The sequence below is a fragment of the Burkholderia sp. 9779_493 genome (genome assembly GCF_015712215.1).
Lineage (GTDB): Bacteria > Pseudomonadota > Gammaproteobacteria > Burkholderiales > Burkholderiaceae > Burkholderia > Burkholderia cenocepacia.
In genome coordinates this window covers 114,215-132,292 of record NZ_JACCQA010000019.1, presented here as the reverse complement: position 1 = coordinate 132,292, position 18,078 = coordinate 114,215, and the positions used below count along the sequence as shown (strand labels likewise).

20 protein-coding genes are annotated in these 18,078 nt (G+C 67.7%); 8 read left to right on the top strand and 12 right to left on the bottom strand.

Annotated elements, in window-relative coordinates:
- Nucleotides 1–41 precede the first annotated feature (41 nt).
- Both H0X95_RS20855 and H0X95_RS20850 read right to left on the bottom strand, forming a co-directional pair.
- A complete protein-coding gene (locus H0X95_RS20855; RefSeq protein WP_059722178.1) occupies nt 42–1,307 on the bottom strand; it encodes a hypothetical protein in 1,266 nt (421 codons plus the stop codon).
- Between the two features lie 55 nt (nt 1,308–1,362).
- On the bottom strand, nt 1,363–1,917 hold the full coding sequence (locus H0X95_RS20850; RefSeq protein ID WP_006494325.1) for a hypothetical protein: 555 nt from the start codon (nt 1,915–1,917) through the stop codon (nt 1,363–1,365).
- Between the two features lie 404 nt (nt 1,918–2,321).
- Between H0X95_RS20850 and H0X95_RS20845 the strand changes: the two genes are divergently transcribed.
- The 3 genes from H0X95_RS20845 (at nt 2,322) to H0X95_RS20835 (ending at nt 5,819) form a co-directional block, all read left to right on the top strand.
- Nucleotides 2,322–3,638: a lipase family protein gene (locus H0X95_RS20845; protein WP_048988830.1), complete on the top strand. Its 1,317-nt coding sequence runs from the start codon at nt 2,322–2,324 to the stop codon at nt 3,636–3,638.
- Nucleotides 3,639–3,829: 191 nt separating this feature from the next.
- Nucleotides 3,830–4,960, top strand: coding sequence for a 3-deoxy-7-phosphoheptulonate synthase (locus tag H0X95_RS20840; RefSeq protein ID WP_059722176.1), 1,131 nt, complete (start codon nt 3,830–3,832; stop codon nt 4,958–4,960).
- A gap of 430 nt (nt 4,961–5,390) precedes the next feature.
- A complete protein-coding gene (locus H0X95_RS20835; RefSeq protein WP_006485034.1) occupies nt 5,391–5,819 on the top strand; it encodes a PRC-barrel domain-containing protein in 429 nt (142 codons plus the stop codon).
- A 56-nt stretch (nt 5,820–5,875) separates the two neighbouring features.
- On the opposite strand, the gene H0X95_RS20830 is transcribed toward H0X95_RS20835, so the two are convergent.
- From H0X95_RS20830 to dapF, 8 genes are all read right to left on the bottom strand, one after another.
- Entirely contained in the window at nt 5,876–6,628 is a 753-nt protein-coding gene (locus H0X95_RS20830; protein ID WP_006485028.1) for an SDR family NAD(P)-dependent oxidoreductase, read from the bottom strand.
- Between the two features lie 40 nt (nt 6,629–6,668).
- Nucleotides 6,669–7,184: an Ohr family peroxiredoxin gene (locus tag H0X95_RS20825; RefSeq protein WP_059722175.1), complete on the bottom strand. Its 516-nt coding sequence runs from the start codon at nt 7,182–7,184 to the stop codon at nt 6,669–6,671.
- 25 nt (nt 7,185–7,209) lie between these two features.
- A complete protein-coding gene (locus H0X95_RS20820; protein WP_012493629.1) occupies nt 7,210–7,965 on the bottom strand; it encodes an SDR family oxidoreductase in 756 nt (251 codons plus the stop codon).
- A 205-nt stretch (nt 7,966–8,170) separates the two neighbouring features.
- Nucleotides 8,171–9,175, bottom strand: a complete 1,005-nt coding sequence (locus H0X95_RS20815) for a LysR family transcriptional regulator (RefSeq protein ID WP_006485021.1) — start codon at nt 9,173–9,175, stop codon at nt 8,171–8,173.
- A 110-nt stretch (nt 9,176–9,285) separates the two neighbouring features.
- Complete coding sequence (locus tag H0X95_RS20810) at nt 9,286–9,690, bottom strand: cupin domain-containing protein (protein ID WP_059722173.1); 405 nt, start codon at nt 9,688–9,690, stop codon at nt 9,286–9,288.
- Nucleotides 9,691–9,766: 76 nt separating this feature from the next.
- Nucleotides 9,767–10,246 (bottom strand): carboxymuconolactone decarboxylase family protein, encoded by a 480-nt coding sequence (locus H0X95_RS20805; RefSeq protein WP_059722171.1) that lies wholly within the window; start codon nt 10,244–10,246, stop codon nt 9,767–9,769.
- A 194-nt stretch (nt 10,247–10,440) separates the two neighbouring features.
- Nucleotides 10,441–11,325: an RNA polymerase sigma-70 factor gene (locus H0X95_RS20800; protein WP_034203152.1), complete on the bottom strand. Its 885-nt coding sequence runs from the start codon at nt 11,323–11,325 to the stop codon at nt 10,441–10,443.
- A complete protein-coding gene (gene dapF, locus H0X95_RS20795; RefSeq protein WP_059722170.1) occupies nt 11,322–12,134 on the bottom strand; it encodes a diaminopimelate epimerase in 813 nt (270 codons plus the stop codon). Before dapF ends, H0X95_RS20800 begins: the two co-directional genes overlap by 4 nt.
- Nucleotides 12,135–12,402: 268 nt before the next feature.
- Between dapF and H0X95_RS20790 the strand changes: the two genes are divergently transcribed.
- The 3 genes from H0X95_RS20790 to trhA all read left to right on the top strand — a co-directional run bounded on the left by H0X95_RS20790 (nt 12,403) and on the right by trhA (nt 15,529).
- Nucleotides 12,403–14,481: a carbon starvation CstA family protein gene (locus H0X95_RS20790; RefSeq protein WP_034203154.1), complete on the top strand. Its 2,079-nt coding sequence runs from the start codon at nt 12,403–12,405 to the stop codon at nt 14,479–14,481.
- Nucleotides 14,482–14,493: 12 nt separating this feature from the next.
- Complete coding sequence (locus H0X95_RS20785) at nt 14,494–14,700, top strand: YbdD/YjiX family protein (RefSeq protein ID WP_006480280.1); 207 nt, start codon at nt 14,494–14,496, stop codon at nt 14,698–14,700.
- Nucleotides 14,701–14,908: 208 nt separating this feature from the next.
- A complete protein-coding gene (gene trhA / locus H0X95_RS20780) occupies nt 14,909–15,529 on the top strand; it encodes a PAQR family membrane homeostasis protein TrhA (protein ID WP_196446149.1) in 621 nt (206 codons plus the stop codon).
- Between the two features lie 59 nt (nt 15,530–15,588).
- Here trhA and H0X95_RS20775 read toward each other — a convergent pair whose 3' ends face one another.
- Together H0X95_RS20775 and H0X95_RS20770 are read right to left on the bottom strand one after the other, a co-directional pair.
- The gene (locus H0X95_RS20775) at nt 15,589–16,014 is read right to left on the bottom strand and encodes a nuclear transport factor 2 family protein (protein ID WP_059722168.1); all 426 of its coding nucleotides are present in this window, start codon (nt 16,012–16,014) and stop codon (nt 15,589–15,591) included.
- Nucleotides 16,015–16,132: 118 nt separating this feature from the next.
- A complete protein-coding gene (locus tag H0X95_RS20770) occupies nt 16,133–16,486 on the bottom strand; it encodes a DOPA 4,5-dioxygenase family protein (protein WP_006494334.1) in 354 nt (117 codons plus the stop codon).
- Nucleotides 16,487–16,975: 489 nt separating this feature from the next.
- Here H0X95_RS20770 and H0X95_RS20765 point away from each other — a divergent pair, with 489 nt between their 5' ends.
- Both H0X95_RS20765 and H0X95_RS20760 read left to right on the top strand, forming a co-directional pair.
- Nucleotides 16,976–17,353 (top strand): hypothetical protein, encoded by a 378-nt coding sequence (locus H0X95_RS20765; protein ID WP_006485009.1) that lies wholly within the window; start codon nt 16,976–16,978, stop codon nt 17,351–17,353.
- Between the two features lie 223 nt (nt 17,354–17,576).
- Nucleotides 17,577–18,056 carry a hypothetical protein gene (locus H0X95_RS20760; RefSeq protein WP_006485040.1) on the top strand — a complete coding sequence of 160 codons (480 nt, stop codon included), beginning with the start codon at nt 17,577–17,579 and terminating at the stop codon, nt 18,054–18,056.
- Nucleotides 18,057–18,078 lie beyond the last annotated feature (22 nt).

The window sequence follows — 18,078 nt, the reverse complement described above, 5'->3', positions numbered from 1 at the left end:
GCTTCCTGATGCAGTGCCGGCGGTGCGCGCGCACCGCCGCGTCACTTCAGCTTGACGCCCGGGACGAGGTAGCGCGCGCCGCCCGGTCTCAGGACCGGCTTGAGCGCGGCAAACGGCGCGTCGAGCTGCGGGCCGAGACAGGCACCCATTGCGTGACCGATGCCGGATACGACGAACGACAGCTTGCCCGGTGCATCGAGTTCGAACGCCAGATACTGCGGGAACACGTCGGCGCACGACAGCGAATCGCCGTCGCCGTCCGTCGGCTGGTTGCCCGGTGCGGCTTCGTCGCGCAGCCGCGCAATGAACTTCACCATCGCGGCGCTCGTTGCCGATTCACGGTCGTCGGCCGGCGCGGCCGCATCGATTACGCGATTCCAGTCGAGATACGCACCGCGCAGCAGGTCGAACGTGACCGGATCGTAGTGATTGGCCGGGTGCGCGCCGCCGCAGTACGTGCTGCCGGCTTCCACGATGCCCAGTGCCGCACGCGACAGCCACGTGACCGTCACGCGCTCGTCGTCGTAGCTGCCGAGCGTGCCGGCGGCCGGGCCGTCGTCGGTATAGCGGGTCGACGCGCATTCGAGCGCCGCGAGACTCATTTGCCAGTGCCGCTGTTCGAGCAGATGGTTGACGCGCGCCATCACGGTTGGATCGGGATGACGGCTCAGTCGCGGATACGCGAGCACCGTGCGCGGGTCACGCCACATCCGGTACGCCACCGTGCCGTCGCCAACCTCGGGGCCGACCGGCTGCGCATGCCCGGCGAGCTTCAACGCGGCGTAAGGCGCGTGCTGCATGTCGATGTCCGCGCCGCGGGCGATGCCGCTGCCGACACCGCCCGCCACGAGCGCGGTGACGGCTTCGACCGAGCCGGGCGCAACCGAGTCGGGATCGTATGCCGCCACGCGGCGCAACGCGAAGGTACGTGTCTTGCCTGAACGCGCATCGGTCCATCGGCCGCGATAGCCGTCCTTGTCCCGCGTGCCCTGCCAGGTGGCCGCCCCATGATCGAAATCGGGCTTGTCGCTGTATTCCGGCGCGGAGCGCGCATCGTCCGGCAATTGCGTGCGCACGAGCGGCTCGACGAGTCGCGCGGGCTTGCCGCGCAGCGGAATATCGACGCCGAACTGCGCGTAGAAATAGCGACCCGAGATCGTGCCGTCCGCGGCCGGGCGATCGTCGAGTTCCATCACGACGGTGCCGGCGCCTTGCAGCGTCCCTTCATAGACGGTGCGCGGCGCGGCATTCGCAAAGCCCGCGTGCAGTGCGATCAAGACGCACGCGCTTCGGAAGAACGGGCGCATCAACGGCGATAACCGGGTGGTTTTCATGAGGATGGGGGAACGATGAAGGTGCATATCAACCAACACTGATCCGCGTCGCGCCCGCGTCGACGAGCCGGAACAGCAGATCCTCGACGGCCGTCTCCGGCGCGGAACCGAGATCCGCGTGGATGCGCCAGCCCTGTTCCGTGCGAACCGGTTCCGACAGGTAGTGAACGATGCCGTGCAGCCCGTCCTCGGCCGGCGTGTTCTCGTCGTCCACGTCGAACCACGCGAGGAACCACGTCTTGAACGCATCGTTCGCGGTGCTTTCGTCGAGACCGTCGGCTTCGACCGCGGCCCAGTCCCACACGAACGGCTGGATCGACACGGCCGCCGTTTCCAGTTCGAAGGCGAACGGCTCGAAATCCAGTTGCGTGGCCGAATCGACCATCGCGGGCTGGCCGGCCGCCTCGCCCTCGGTCGCGATGGTGTCGGCGCGGCACGGCAGCGCGAGCGGGCCTTCGGTGGCCAGCGTGCCGTCGGCGCGCCGGTAGGCCGGTTCAACGACGATCGCCGGTTGCGTGGCCGCTTTCGCGAGCAGGTCGGCATAGGGTTGGCGGATGGCGCGGAGCAGTTCGGAGACGGTCATCGTGGCGTGTCGGTTGAGCAGGAAACGATCGGTCACGGGCAAGCGGTGCACGGGGCGGCCGACGTGGCACGACGGGCCGCCTCGCTATCGGACAGCCATGATCGTACGGTACTTCGCTCGAACGCGAACATTCGGCCGAACGGCCGGGGCGCTCGCCTCGCGTGGCAAGCCAGTTTAGACGTTTACCTTCAAACAGTCGAAAACGCATCTCGAACGCATTCGCGTTGTGCTTCAATGAATCAGCTTTGCAGTCCTACCAAATTACAGAATCGGAACAAACCGGATCATTCACTTACAGGAGACAGTCGATGGCACGGAAACGCCGTTGAAGCGGCAATCGAGATGGTCTGCAACACCGCCGAATTTCCTTCGATGCAAGCAGGTTATCCCAGGGGCCTCCACCCATGTCCTCCAGACGTTTCATGATGGCCGCGGCCGCGGTGTCGGCCGCACTGGCCGTCGCCGCACCGCCGGCCGGCGCCGCCGCACCGGCCGTTTCCGATCCGTTCTACACATACACCGGCACCACGCCGCTGGCATCGGTTCCACCGGGCACCGTGGTCAAGACGCGCAACGTCACCTATCACGTGGCCGGCATGCCGACCGCGGTGACCGCGCAGCAGCTGCTGTATCGCACCCACAACGCGCTGAACCAACCGGTCGTCAACGTGACGTCGGTGATCCGCAGCCCGGTCAGCAACGGCCGGGCGATCTCGTACCAGTCGGCCTACGATTCGCTGAACCCGTACGACGAACCGTCGCAGGTGATCGCCGGCGACCGCGACGTGACCAAGGTGATCAACGTCGGCACGTTGCTGTACAGCGCGGAATCGATCCCGCTGGCGACGCTGCTGCTGCTCGGCTACAACGTCATCGTGCCCGATACCGAGGGCCAGACGGCCGATTTCGCGGCCGGCCCCGAATACGGGATGACGACGCTCGATTCGATCCGCGCCGCGCTCAATACGCCGTCGACCGGGCTGAGTCCGTCGAGCAAGGTCGCGATGATCGGCTATTCCGGCGGCGCGATCGCGACCAACTGGGCCGCGCAACTCGCGCCGAGCTATGCGCCCGACGTCAACCGGCAGCTCGTCGGTGCGGCGGAAGGCGGCGTGCTGGTCGATCCGGCGCACAACCTGCGTTACGTCGACGGCAGCATCGTGTGGGGCGGCGTCGCCGCGGCCGCACTGGCCGGGCTGTCGCGTGGCTACGGTTTCGACCTGACGCCGTACCTCAGCGAGACGGGCGTCGCCGTGTTCAAGGACATCCAGAGCCAGTCGCTCGCGTACATCCTGCCGAAGTACACGGGCCTGCGCTGGGGCACGCTGTTCAAGCCGCAATACGCGAACGACATCAACAGCATTCCGGTGTACGTCACCTATGCGAACAAGGTGAATGCGGGGCTGGCCGCGTCGCCGACGATCCCGATGTTCATCGGCCAGGGCACCGCGGGCGCGCTGGACGGCACGTTCGGCAGCCAGGTGGGCGACGGCGTGATGCTCGCGTACGACGTGCGCGCGCTGGCGCAGAAATTCTGCGCCAGCGGCACGGCGGTCACGTACACCGAGTATCCGCTCGAACACGTGGGCGCGATCGTGCCGTGGGTGGCGGGCATGCTGCCGTGGCTCTACGACCGCTTCAACGGCAAAGCCGCGCCGAACAATTGCTGGCTGACGTCGCTGCTGCCGAGCAATTCGCTCGCGCCCGAGACGCTGCACTAGCCGCTGCCGCGCAACGCGGCGAACGGCGGGCGACCCTTTTACGGGTCGCCTTTTTTGTCTCGTTTGACCTCGGTCGCGTGACTGCCGCGGCCGCCGCCCGCACTGCGTCGCCGTACCCCGCTGCCACCTCGTCCGGGTGCCATAATCGAGCCTGCCCATCATTCCAGACAGACGTCCCCCGGAGAATCACCATGCAGAACCTCGACAATCCTTCCCACGATCGCGAGGTAGGCAGCGCCGACGCGACGCAGGACACCACCCGCATCGACGACGTCCGCATCGGCGCCGTGCGTCCGCTGATTTCGCCCGCGCTGCTGCTCGACGAGCTGCCGGTGCCGGCCGCCACGCAGACGCTCGTCGAGGATACGCGCCGCGCGATCGGCGACATCCTGCACGGCCGCGACGACCGGCTGCTGCTCGTCGTCGGCCCGTGCTCGATCCACGATCACGACCAGGCGCTCGATTACGCACGCCGGCTGAAGGTCGCCGCCGACGCGCTGAAGGACGACCTGCTGATCACGATGCGCGTGTACTTCGAGAAGCCGCGTACGACGGTCGGCTGGAAGGGGTACATCAACGATCCGCGCCTCGACGGCAGCTTCCGCATCAACGAAGGGCTGCGCGCCGCGCGGCAACTGCTGCTCGACATCAACGCGCTCGGCCTGCCGGCGTCGACCGAATTCCTCGACCTGCTGAGCCCGCAGTACATCGCCGACCTGATCGCGTGGGGCGCGATCGGCGCGCGCACCACCGAGAGCCAGAGCCATCGCCAGCTCGCGTCGGGGCTGAGCTGCCCGATCGGCTTCAAGAACGGCACCGACGGCGGCGTGCAGGTCGCGTCGGACGCGATCGTCGCCGCGGCCGCGAGCCATGCGTTCATGGGGATGACGAAGATGGGGATGGCCGCGATCTTCGAGACGCGCGGCAACGACGATGCGCACGTGATCCTGCGCGGCGGCAAGAACGGCCCGAACTACGATGCCGAGCATGTCGAGGCGTGCTGCGCGGTGCTGCGCAAGGCCGGCTTGCGCGAGCAGGTGATGGTCGACTGCTCGCATGCGAACTCGAACAAGTCGCACGAGCGGCAGATCGAGGTCGCGCAGGACCTCGCGCGGCAATTGGGGCAGGGCGAGCACCGGATCGTCGGCGTGATGGTGGAAAGCCATCTCGAAGCCGGGCGGCAGGACCTGAAGCCGGGCGTGCCGCTGAAGTACGGCGTGTCGATTACCGATGCGTGCCTGAGCTGGACGCAGACGGAGCCGGTGCTCGATGTGCTGGCGGAGGCGGTGCGGCATCGCAGGGTGTATTCGCGGAATGCGTGATACCGCGTCGCGTCCCGGCGTCCGCCGCGTCATTCGCGGCGCTGCGACGATCGGCGGCGCGTCAGCGACGGCGTCCTGATCGACAGGCCGCGGCGCCTTTATTTTCGCGCCGCGCGCCCCGCTGTTCTGCGTGGTCCTTGATCCTGATCCGGTTTGCCCCACCGGCCACGTCGCACGCCGAACGCACGATCCGCCAATTGCCGCTACCATGAACTCCGTGTTGCACGCTGCGGCCCGGCCATGCCGGTCCGCCACGCACACACGCAATGGCGGCGCGGCCGGCCGCCATGCGACCGACGAAGCGCGGGGCGGCCATCCGCGGGGCGGCCATCTGTGGGGCGTCCATCCGCTGGGTGCGTACCGATCAGCCGTTGCGCCCGCGCCGCTTCGTTCCCGGAATCCACAACAACCGAACCGGAGTGCAACGCATATGAAGTTCTACAAGACCCTCATCGCAGCAACCGTCCTCGCGTCGAGCGTCAGCGCGCATGCGCAGATCGCGGGCGCGCAGCCCATCAGCGTGACCGTCGAGCAATCGCAGGCGCTCCTCGAAGGCTGGAGCGTGAAGAAGAGCGTGCTCGGCAAGACCGTCTACAACGACGAGAACCAGAAAGTCGGCAAGGTGCGTGACCTGATCGTCGCGCCGGACGGCTCGGTGTCGGCCGCGATCGTGTCGGCCGGCGGCTTCCTCGGCGTGGCCGCGCACGACGTCGCGGTGCCGATCGCGTCGCTCGACGTGCGCAACGGCAACATCTATCTGCCGGGCGCGACGAAGGAGGCGCTGAAGGCCACGCCGGCGTTCCAGTACGCGAAGGTGCCGTCGCCGCCGAAGCCGAAGAAGCTCGACGAAAAGCACTGATTTGCCCCTTCGCGCGGCACGCGTCGTACGTCGCGTGCCGCGCGTCCTCGCGACGGTCAGGTTGCGTCGAGCCCGCCGTCGACCGTGATCACCTGCCCCGTCATCCATGCCGCCAGCGGCGACGCGAGCGACACGATCCAGTTCGCGACGTCCGCGGGCTCGCCGCGCCGACCAAGCGGAATGCGCGTGCGCTCCTGCGCCTTGATTGCTTCGATGTCGGGCGCCGACAGCTTCATCCGTTCCGACAGGAAGTCCGTTTCCGTCGGGCCCGCCGCGACGGCGTTCACGCGTACGCCCGCCGATGCGAGCTCGAGCGCCCAGCAGCGCGTCAGATGCTCGAGCGCGGCCTTGCTCGCTGCATAGTGCGACAGCAGCGCCGCAGCCTTGTGTCCGAACGTGCTCGACACGTTGACGATGCTGCCGCGGGCTGCTTTCAGATGCGGCAATGCGGCGGTCGCGAGCATCGACGGTCCGAGCGTATTGACTGAAAAGATCGCGCTGATCGCTTCGAAGGTCGCCGACCCGAGCGGCAGGATTGCACCTGCGCCCGCATTGTTGACCAGCACATCGAGCCGCCCCGCGAGTGCGACCGCTTCGTCGATCGTGCGCGCGGCATCGGCCGGATCGCCGGCGTCCGCGACCACGTAGTCGATACCGGGCGCGCTGCGCGCGGCGGCGGACAGCGCATCTTCGCGGCGGCCCGTGATGACGACGCGCGCACCTTCGCGTGCGAACGCGACGGCCGCTGCCAGCCCGATGCCGGCGCCGCCGCCGGTAATGAGGACCACCTTGTTGTCGAATGACTGCATGACTTTCTCGTGAAGATGATGGGTTGAACGTGCGTGCCGTTTAGCGTTCGTGCGCATCGTCCGTCGGCGCCAGCGCCACCACGTGGCTGATCCCTTCGTGCGCCATCTTCGTATACGGACTGAAACGCTCGGTGTTGCGGACGAGTTCTTCCGCCACCGCGCGTTCGACGCCCGGCAGCCGCACGCGAATGTTCGCGTTCAGCATGAACAGTCCGTCCATCGGATCGCGGCAGAAGTCGATCGATGCGGACACCGAGGCACCGGCGATCGACACCCCCGCCCGTGCGGCCAGCAGGCTCAGCGCGCCATGAAAGCACGCCGCATAGCTGGCGGCGAACAACTGCTCCGGATTGAGGCCGTCGCCGGGGCCGCCGAGCGCGGACGGCAGGCGCAGCTCGACATCGAGCCGCCCGTCGTCGGAACGCGCGACGCCCGATGCGCGGCCGTGCTCCGCCGCGCCGCCCGTGACGGTCACCGTCGTCGAGTACAGCGTCTGCGGTTCTCGTCCGCGATACCGGTCGAGCAGCGAGAGCGGCGGCGGGCGCAGCGGCGTCATGGCGTGCGGGATCCGGCTGTGGCGTTCAGCGCGCGAGCGCGTTCTGCCGGAACCACGCGTCGAAGGTCGTCGCGCCGAGGCGCGCACCGGCTGCCGGCACGAGCGTGTCGTCCTGCAGCACCGCGCCGAAGTAGTCGGCGCTGGCGTCGCGCGTCACCGTGCGCGCGTCGTGCGTCGCCGACAGGAAACGCTCGACCAGATCGGCGATCCGCACGCGCTCGGGGCCGCCGATTTCGGCGATGCCGTTGCGCGGCGCGTCGAGCGCGAAGTCGGTCACGGCGGCCGCGACGTCGTCCGATGCGATCGGCTGGAAGTGCGCGGTGGTCAACCGGACCGTATCGCCCTGCGCGCCGGCCTGCGCGATCGCGCCGACGAATTCGAAGAACTGCGTCGAGCGCACGATCGTGTACGGCACGCCTGCTTCGCGGATCAGGTTTTCCTGGATGATCTTGCCGCGGAAATATGCGCTCTGCTGCAGCCGGTCCGTGCCGACCACCGACAGCGCGACGTGATGGCGCACGCCGGCCGCGCGCTCCGCGGCGAACAGGTTGCGCCCCGACGCCTCGAAGAACGCCTTCACGGCCGCTTCCTCGAACGACGGCGAATTCGCGAGATCGACCACGACCTCCGCGCCGGCGAGCGCGTCGTCCAGTCCCGCGCCGGTGATCGTATCGACGCCGGTCGACGGCGCCGCCGCCACCGCGTCGTGGCCGCGTGCGATCAGGTTCCTGACGACCTTGCTGCCGATGAGGCCGGTACCACCAATCACGACGATTTTCACGATTGCTCTCCTTGAACGGGCGCGCGACATGCGCGCCGCTTGAATCTGCCGAAACCGGCGCTCATCGCGTTCGCGCGATCGGGCCCGGACCTTGCCGAACGGCGCCTTGCCGGATCCGGATGCGTGTCGAACAGCCCGCATCGTAGGCATGCGCCGCCCGATCCGGTAGGGTCCGGCAGGCCCTCACCGTGTTGTCGTGCATGCATCAATCGACGGTCTCCAGCGGCGCCATCGTCGTCATCGTCGTCAGGCACTGCAGGTCGCGCGCACGCGTCTGTTCGATCATGTAGTCGATGAACACGCGGATGCGCGTGGGCAGGTGCTTGCGGCTCAGGTAACAGAGATAGTGGCCGCCGTCGTCCGGCGCGTGCTGACCGAGACAGCTCACCAGCCGGCCGTCGGCGAGCAGGTCGCACACCTGGTACGCCGGCAGTTGCGCGATGCCGAGGCCGTCGAGCGCCGCGCGCACGACGAGATCGATGTCGTTGAACGTGTGATGCGCGGCGAGCTGGCGCTGCTGCGTCAGCCCGTCGATCCTGAATTCCCATTCCGTCACGCGGCCCGATGCGGTGCACAGGTTGATGCAGCGATGTCGCGCGAGGTCGTCGACGTGGCGCGGCAGGCCGTGCCGGTGCGCATACGACGGCGACGCGCAGACGATCATCTGCATCGGAATCAGCCGGCGCGCGACGATCGCGCTGTCCTCCATGCGGCCGTCGCGAAACGCGACGTCGATGCGGTCGGCGGAGAAATCGGCCGGCCGGTCGTTCAACAGCAGGTCGAGCGTGATGTCCGGATAGCGCGCATGGAAATCGCGCAACAGCGGCGCGACGACCTTGCGGCCGAAGCCGGGCGTCGAGCCGATGCGCAGGTGCCCGCTCGGCGGGCCGCTGCGCAGCTCGCGCATGTCCTCGAGCGCCTGCGCCAGGTGCTCGATGCCGGGCCGGCAGTTTTCGTAGAAGAGCTCGCCTTCGCGCGTCAGCGACATGCTGCGGGTCGTGCGCTGGAACAGGCGGGCGTCGAGCCGGTCCTCGAGCCGTTGCACGTGGCGGCTGACCGACGAGCGGCCGACGCCGAGGCGATCGGCCGCGCGTGCGAAGCTGCCCTCGGTGACGACGGCGAGGAACGTGACCACGCCGGCATAGCAGGTCGAGAAGCTGCGCGCGAACGGATCGTCGGCATCGGGGCGGCGAATGGAGGTGTCGGGCATGGGGGCGCTGGAATCGTGGTGTCCGTATGCGACTAGACGGTTCAGCGCTGCCGCCTGTGACACCGCCCGCCGCATTTTTTCAAAAAAGGGCGCGGCGGCGTGCGAGCCGGTTATTTTTCCGGCACGAGCACGGGCGCGCCCTTGTCCTTCAACAGCAGCACGATGAACTTCGCGGGCCGCGTCCGGCTCGCGTTGCGTCCGACCGTGTGCAGGTCGTTCGGGCCCTCGTAGAAGGTCTGGCCCGGTTTCAGCGTGACGGGCTCGCCGCCCTTCACCTGCATCACGATCGAACCCTCGACGACATAGACGAACGCGTCGGCGTGGTGGCGATGGACCGGGTCGACCGCGCCGGGCGGATACTCGACCGAGATCATCAGGGCTTCCTTGCCCGGGTACGCGTCGAGCGACTTCGTCATCAGCGGCGTGACGATGGCCGAGGGCGCCGCTCGGGCGACGCCGGTCGCGGCGCCCGCGACGACGAGCGCGGCCGCGAGCACGTGTTTCATGCGAATCATGGTGGTGGTTTCCGGTGGGCCGCCGGCCGGCGGCCGGCAGCGAGGGAGGGGCGTGGCCTGCCGTCGGGCGCGGCCGTCAGGCGAGATTGGCCTTGTCGAGACCGAAGGCCTTGTCGGACGAGCCCGGCACGGTCCGGAACGCGACATTCGCGCGGTTCCAGCCGTTGATCGCCATCACTTCGAACGTCAGGTCCGACAATTCCTTTTCCGAGAGCTGGCCGCGCACACGGTCGTAGAGGTCGTCCGGCACGCCGTGCGCGGACAGTGTCGTCAGCGCTTCGGTCCACGCGAGCGCGGCCCGCTCGCGCGGCGAGAAGAGTGTCGATTCGCGCCACGTCGCAAGATGATGCAGGCGCAGCTCGCGCTCGCCGTGGATGCGCGCCTCCTTCACGTGCATGTCGAGGCAGAACGCGCAGCCGTTGATCTGCGACGCCCGGACGGACACGAGATCGCGGATCGATTCCTCGATCGCGCTGTTGCGCAGCAGGTTGCTGAGTTCGAGGAATTTCCGGAACAGCTCGGGCGACTGTTGAATGTAGTTGAGACGCTGCGTCATGATTTCTCCTGGCGACGAAGAGGCTGGCCCGCGTTGCGCGGGCGTCGTGGGCGGCAGGGCGCCGCGCGAAATCATCTTAGGAGTGTGCACCGGGGCGCGGTAGCCACGTACAGGGACGCATCGTGTTGCGCGCGCTGCACCAATCCGGGCTCGGCGGCGAGCGCGGCCGGTGCCGGCGCGCGGCGATGCGCGCGTCAGCCGGCGGCGCAGGCGCTCGCGATCCGGGCGAGCTTCTCCGGGTTGCGCTGCACGAGAATCCGGCCGATGCGCGTGCCGTCGGTGTCGAACGACATCGCCGATTCGAGTTGTCCGTCGATGAAGCGCAGCATCGCCCACTCGCCGTTCAGCACGACCGGCCGCATTTCGACGCCGCTGCCGCAGCGCAACCACGTCGCATAGAACAGTTGAGCGATGCGCCGGCCGCCGACCATCGGTTTCGGGAAGCTCTGGACGTGGCCGCCGCCGTCGCCGATCAGCATCGCATCTTCGGCGAGCAACGCCTGGATCGACGGGAAGTCGCCTTGCGCGAGCGCATGCGTGAACGTCTGCAGCAGCCGGCGATGCGTTTCATGCGGCACCGCATGCCGCGGCGAGGCGTCGTCGCGCAGCCGCGCGCGGGCCCGGCTGACGAGCTGCCGGCACGCGGCTTCGGTCTTGCCGATCGCGTCGGCGATCCGGTCGTAGTCGAATTCGAAGACTTCGTGCAGCAGGAACGCCGCGCGCGCTTCCGGCGTCAACCGTTCGAGCAACAGCAGGTACGCGACCGATACGTCGCTCGCGCGCTCCGTCATTTCCTCGGGCGTCGCGGGCGATTCGCCGAGCTCCGGCTCGGGCAGCCAGATACCCGTGTAGTGCTCGCGCCGGATCTTCGCCGCGCGCAGGCGATCGATCGACGTGCGCGTCGTGACCGCGACGAGCCACGCCTCGGCGTTCTCGATGCTGTCGCGCGCCGCGTCGTGCCAGCGCAGCCACACGTCCTGCACGATGTCCTCGGCATCCGCGACGGAGCCGAGCATCCGGTACGCGATCTTCTGCAGGCGCGGGCGCAGCGCGTGGAAGGTTTGCGCGTCGTCGGTCATGACGGCCACACTCCGCTGAAGCCGGCCGTCACGGGCCCGCTCAGGAACACGCTGCCGGCGCCGTCCCAGTGAACGGTGACGTCGCCGCCGTCGCAGGTCACCCGCACGGTATCGTCGAGCAGCCCGCGCCGGATGCCGTTGACCACCGCGCCGCACGAGCACGAACCGGAGCCGAGCGGCACGCCGCCGCCGCGTTCCCAGATGCGCAGGCGAATGTGCGTGCGATCGATGACCCGCACGAAATGGACGTTGGTTTTCTGCGGAAACAGCGGATGTGTTTCGATCGCCGGGCCGAGTGCGGCGACGTCGAGCGTGTCGGGATCGTCGACGAAGAACGTGCAGTGCGGATTGCCCATGCTGCAGGCGGCCGGCGTGCCCGGCAGCGGCAGCGCGAGCGTGTCGGCGGCTTCGGCGAAGGGTATGTCCTGCCAGCCGAGCCGCGGCGCGCCCATCTCGACCTTGATCAGCCCGTCCGCATCCTGCGAACAATGCAGGCGCCCGCGATTCGTGCGCAGCACGATCGACGCCGCGCCGGTCTCCCGCATCAGCTTCCATGCGACGCCGCGCGTCGCGCTGCCGCAGGTATCGAGCGCCGAGCCGTCGGGATTCCGGAACGCGACGCGGGCGGCCGTGTCGTCGCCGTCCGAGATCACCGCGAGCTGGTTGAAGCCGATGCCGCGATGCCGATCGCCCATGCGCCGCACGAGGTCGCCGTCGACGGGATGCGCGCGATCGTGTTTCCTACCGCGCAGGTCGACGATGACGAAGTCATCGCCATTCGCGTTCATCTTCTGAAATGCGATCGGCATGGGGATTCCGGAATGGAGGCAGGCAAATACTGTACGTGGCTCGCCGGTCGCGGGCAATCGTCGCCCGACGAGGTGCACGCGCCAACGATCTACGTAATTCTACGTAGATCGTCATACGTAGTTGTCCGCTTGTAAGCGGCCCCCGTCGCGCGGAATACTACGGCCCATCGCCGCAGTCTCCGCGAGGCTGCGGCACGACGCATCGACGTCACGCGGGTTCGGCCCTCGCCGCATCCACTCAAAAACACATTGGAGACCAGGAGACGCCATGAATCGGGCTTCCAGTACCCTGCTCTGGATCGCGGTCGCGCTACTCGGCGCGTTCGCATTCGGCACGATCGCACTCGCGCACGGCGAGCGCGTCAGTGCCCTCTGGATCGTGATCGCCGCAGTCTGCGTGTATCTGATCGCGTATCGCTTCTACAGCCGTTTCATCGCCAGCAAGGTCATGCAGCTCGACGGGCTGCGGATGACGCCGGCGGTCAAGTACAACGACGGCCTCGACTACGTGCCGACCAACAAGTACGTGCTGTTCGGCCATCACTTCGCCGCGATCGCCGGCGCCGGGCCGCTGGTCGGCCCCGTGCTCGCCGCGCAGATGGGCTACACGCCCGGCATGCTGTGGATCCTGGCCGGCGTCGTGTTCGCCGGCGCGGTGCAGGACTTCATCGTGCTGTTCATCTCGACGCGCCGCGACGGCCGTTCGCTCGGCGATCTCGTCAAGATGGAGCTGGGCACGGTGCCCGGCGTGATCGCGCTGTTCGGCGCGTTCCTGATCATGGTGATCATCCTCGCGGTGCTCGCGCTGATCGTCGTGAAGGCGCTGACCAATTCGCCGTGGGGCACGTTCACCGTCGCCGCGACGATTCCGATCGCGCTGTTCATGGGCGTCTACACGCGCTACATCCGTCCGGGCCGCATCGGCGAAGTGTCGATCATCGGCTTCGTGCTGCTGATGGCGTCGATCGCGTTCGGCCAGCAGGTGCACGATTCGCCGACGCTCGCCGCGTGGTTCACGTTCAGCGGCACGCAGCTCACGTGGATCCTGATCGGCTACGGCTTCGTCGCGTCGGTGCTGCCGGTGTGGCTGCTGCTGGCGCCGCGCGACTACCTGTCGACGTTCCTGAAGATCGGCACGATCCTCGGCCTCGCGATCGGCATCCTGGTCGTCGCACCGGAACTGAAGATGCCCGCGCTGACGAAGTTCGTCGACGGCACGGGCCCGGTGTGGTCGGGCAACCTGTTCCCGTTCCTGTTCATCACGATCGCGTGCGGCGCGGTGTCGGGCTTCCACGCGCTGATCTCGTCGGGTACGACGCCGAAGCTGATCGACAACGAAACCAACGCGCGCTTCATCGGTTACGGCGCGATGCTGATGGAATCGTTCGTCGCGATCATGGCGCTGGTCGCCGCGTGCGTGATCGAGCCGGGCATCTACTTCGCGATGAACGCGCCGGCCGCCGTGCTCGGCTCGACGCCGGAAGCGGTCGCCAGCACCGTCACGCAATGGGGCTTCGTGCTGACGCCCGACATGCTGACGCAGACCGCGAAAGCCGTCGGCGAAACGACGATCATCGCGCGGGCGGGCGGCGCACCGACGCTGGCCGTCGGCATGGCGCACATCCTGCACCAGGTGATCGGCGGCGAAGCGATGATGGCGTTCTGGTATCACTTCGCGATCCTGTTCGAGGCGCTGTTCATCCTGACGGCCGTCGATGCCGGCACGCGCGCGGGCCGCTTCATGCTGCAGGATCTGCTCGGCACGTTCCACCCGGCGCTCAAGCGCACCGAATCGCTGCCGGCGAACCTCGTCGCCACCGCGCTGTGCGTGGCTGCGTGGGGTTACTTCCTGTACCAGGGCGTGGTCGATCCGCTCGGCGGCATCAACACGCTGTGGCCGCTGTTCGGCATCTCGAACCAGATGCTCGCCGCGATCGCGCTGGTGCTCGGCACCGTCGTGCTGTTCAAGATGAAGCGCGAGCGCTATGCGTGGGTGACGATCGTGCCGACCGTGTGGCTGCTGATCTGCACGCTGACGGCCGGCTGGCAGAAGATTTTCGACGCGAACCCGAAGGTCAGCTTCCTCGCGCACGCCGCGAAGCTGCAGGCCGCGGTGGACGAAGGCAAGGTGCTCGCGCCGGCGAAGTCGATCGCGCAGATGAAGCGGATCATCTTCAACGACTACATCGATGCGGCGCTGGCCGGGCTGTTCATCTTCGTCGTCGTGGCGATCGCGGTGTACGGCGTGATCGCCGTGCTGCGCGCGCGCCGCGAGTCGAAGCCGACCGTGCGCGAGACGCCGTACGAAGCGATGCCGGCCGCGCAGGCGCTCGGCAGCGGACGTTAAGGGGAGGCCGCGATGTTCAGCGATCTTGGCAGCGACCTGCGCAGCGCGGGGCGTTACCTCGGGCAGGCGTTGCGGCTGATGGTCGGCCTGCCCGACTACGATACCTACGTCGCGCACATGCGCGAAACCCATCCGGACCGCGAGCCGATGACGTACGAGGAATTCTTCCGCGAGCGTCAGAATGCGCGCTACGGGTCGGGTGCCGGGAAGTGTTGCTGAACCGGGCCGTTGCAATCACCTGACGAATCGGTCCGGTGATCGAAAGGGAAGCGCCGCGACGAATGTCGCGGCGCTTTTTCTTTGGCGGGCCGGCGGCGCGCCTCGCACGGCGCGCGCCAGCCGTTTGCCCGGGCGCAGCACGGCGATATCCGGCCGCCGGTATCATAGGGCTCCCTCTTTTCCCGATGGCTCCGCAGGAGAACACGTCGTGCATGCCGGTGAGCGTTTCAACAGCATTTCCCATCTCGTCGGCGCGGTGCTGTCGGTGGCCGGCCTCGTCGCGCTCGTGACGATGGGCGCGCTCGAAGGCGACCCGTACAAGGTGGTGAGCTTCAGCGTGTACGGCGCGATGCTGATCCTGCTCTACGCGATCTCGACCGCGTATCACAGCGTGCGCAACCCGCGCCTGAAGGCGATCCTGCAGAAATGCGACCATTCGGCGATCTACCTGCTGATCGCCGGCAGCTACACGCCGTTCACGCCGGTCACGCTGCGCGGCCCGTGGGGCTGGTCGCTGTTCGGCGTGAGCTGGGGGCTCGCCGTGTTCGGCATCGTGCAGGAACTGACGCTCGGGCGCCGCACGCGCCTGCTGTCGATGATCCTGTACGTGCTGATGGGCTGGCTCGCGCTCGTCGCCGTGCGTCCGCTGATCCATGCGCTGCCGCCGATCGGCACCGCATGGCTCGTGGCCGGCGGCGTGATCTACAGCGCGGGGATCTACTTCTTCATCAACGACGAACGCATTCGCCACGGCCACGGCATCTGGCACCTTTTCGTGCTGGCCGGCAGCCTGTGCCAGTTCGTCAGTGTCGCGATGTATGTCGCGTGAGCGGCACGGGGCGTCGAGCGGGTGACGCCGCGTGCGTGGCGCGTCGGCCGGAGTAGGCGCTACCGGCGCGCGGCGCCGCGCAGCGCGCTGAACCCGACCCATCCCCAGTACACGCGATGATGCGCGATCAGCCCGTCGCGCAGATCCATCACTTCGACGAGATCCACCTGATCGCCGTCCGGCGTTGCGCGCGGGTATTCCCAGACGAGCTGACGGCCATTCGAGAAGAACAGCCCGGTCCGGTACCAGCGCCCGAGCGGGTTGTCCGGATTGCGCAGGCCGGCCGCGAAGAATGCGCCGATCGCGGCCTTGCCGTGCAGCACGCCCGAGCCGTGCGCGGGCAGCGTGGCGACGACGAGCGGGGTTTCGAGCACCGCGTCGTCGGCATACAGCGACATCAGCGCGTCGAGGTCGCGGGCGACGACGGCGGCGTGCCAGTCTTCATGGATGCGCCGGGCGTCGGCATCGGTGTCTGCGGGTGTCATGGCGGATTTCCGGAAGTCGATCACGGAAACCACTGTACGGGCGTACCGTCGCGAGACGTTTCACGTCGCCCCGAAACGTGGATGCCCCGCCGCGGCGAACGCGGTCGGACGTCGGCCCTCAGCCGGCCAGCGCGTCGAGATTGAGCGCATACGACTTGCCGATCCACACCGCGCAATCGCGATGGTCGCGCAGTTCGTCGTGCGTATTCGGATGCAGGAAGATGTCGAGCGCGCCGTGGTTCAGCACGAGCCACGGCACGATGTCGTCGAATCGGGCGGCGTCGAACGCGATCTGGTACGACCAGGCCGGATGCGGGCCGACGAGGCGTTCGTGAAAGCGGCCGAGTTCGATGACCGCGCCGAACCGCGCGTCGACGACCTGGCGAAACGCCCAGGCCGCGTCGCGGCTTGCCGCATCGAAATAGACGTGCGCGTGCCAGCTGTCGATGGCGGTAATGTCGAGGGCAGCCATGGAGGGACTCGATTAAAAAGGGAAATGCGTGAGATGCCGTGCGAATCGACCGATGCGTGATTATCGCGCGTCCTCGCCACTTGCGTCGTGTCTCGATCCGGCAAGTCGATGCGGATGATTTGTCCTGCATCAGGAGAATCGGCCGATCCGCTGAGATCGTTTCGGCGCGTTCCGCGTGCGCGATATCACGCCGGAGCCTTGCGGGCAGGCGCGCTGGCCGGCATCGCACCGGCAACACGTCATTTCGAAAATTGAAAGAGCGGCGTGAGCGCCCCACCGGATCGTCGGTAAAAATCCGATCAGGTCATTGAATGAAATAAAGAAATTCCATGCCGGCGGGATTCGCGAATGACGCGGTGCGCACGCCGAATGCCGCACCTGAAAATAACAATTGCGGATTCGGCTATTCAAGCGAGATGCGGCCCGACATACGATGATTTCAACGCATCGATGATGGATCGATGCGGAGACAACCATCTGGAGGCCATTATGCGATCCCTCGTTCCCGTTGCTGTTCTTTCCTGCGCACTGGTTGCGCTGCCTGCCGTCGGTTTTGCGCAGTCGATCGGCGCTGGCGACACCCCGCATGCCGCGCCGTTGACCTGGTCGGCGGCGCGTGCCGAGACCGATGTGCAGTTGATGCAGATGACGCGCGCGGGCTATCGCGCGACGACGGCCGGCAACCAGAACTATCCGCTCGCGATGCAGCGCGCCCTCGCGCGCGTGAACAACCCGATGCCCGACCGGTGGCGCGACGAGAAGGCCGCGATGGAAGCGCGGGCGGCCCGCGACGCGCAGACCGGCCATCCGGTGAAGGCGTTCTTCGTGAAAACCGCGTACTACCTGAAGGGCGAGAACACGTTTTGATGCAGGAGACGATCATGGCATGCCCCAACCGATTGTCCGGCGTGTGGCGTGCGTCGGCGATACGCAGGCTGCCGGAAGCGGGCTCGATGCGACGGCGCGCCGATGTGCACGGCATGCGACGCCGGGCGAACGCCCTGCGCGACGCGGGCCGCGGCGCCGTCGTGTGCCGTGGCGCGTGGCCGGGATCGGCGAAGGGCGACGTGTCCGCGAGCGGGGGCGAATCATGAAGGCTGCCCGAAAAGGTCGTCGCCATCCGCCATTGACGCGCGAATGGCTGCTGCCGCTGCCGCCCGCGCATGCCCGCGACATCTCGCTGAAATGCCATATGGCGCTGGTCGCGCTGCGCGGCGAGCACGGTAGCGAAACGCTGCTGATGCGGCTGCGCACGAGCGTGTATCTGGTGTTCCTCGCGCTCGACGATGCGGTCTCTCCCGACGCGACCATCGACCTGTGCGTCGACGCGGAGCGCGTGCTGGACGCGAGCGTGGCGCGCGCCGCGCAAAGCGGGGCATGGACGCTGCACGACGACGAATGCGCGGTACTCGAACGCGTGCTCGCCGCGAACGACGCGTGCGTCGCGACGCTCACGCGGCATCGGCTGGCCGAGCTGTGGCGTCATGTCTGCACGTTCGCCTCTGCCGAACAGCCGGGGCTCGTCGCGCAGGCCGCGGCGAAGATGCGGGAGCCGGCCGTTCTGCATTGAGTGGCTGCCCACGGGCCGTGTT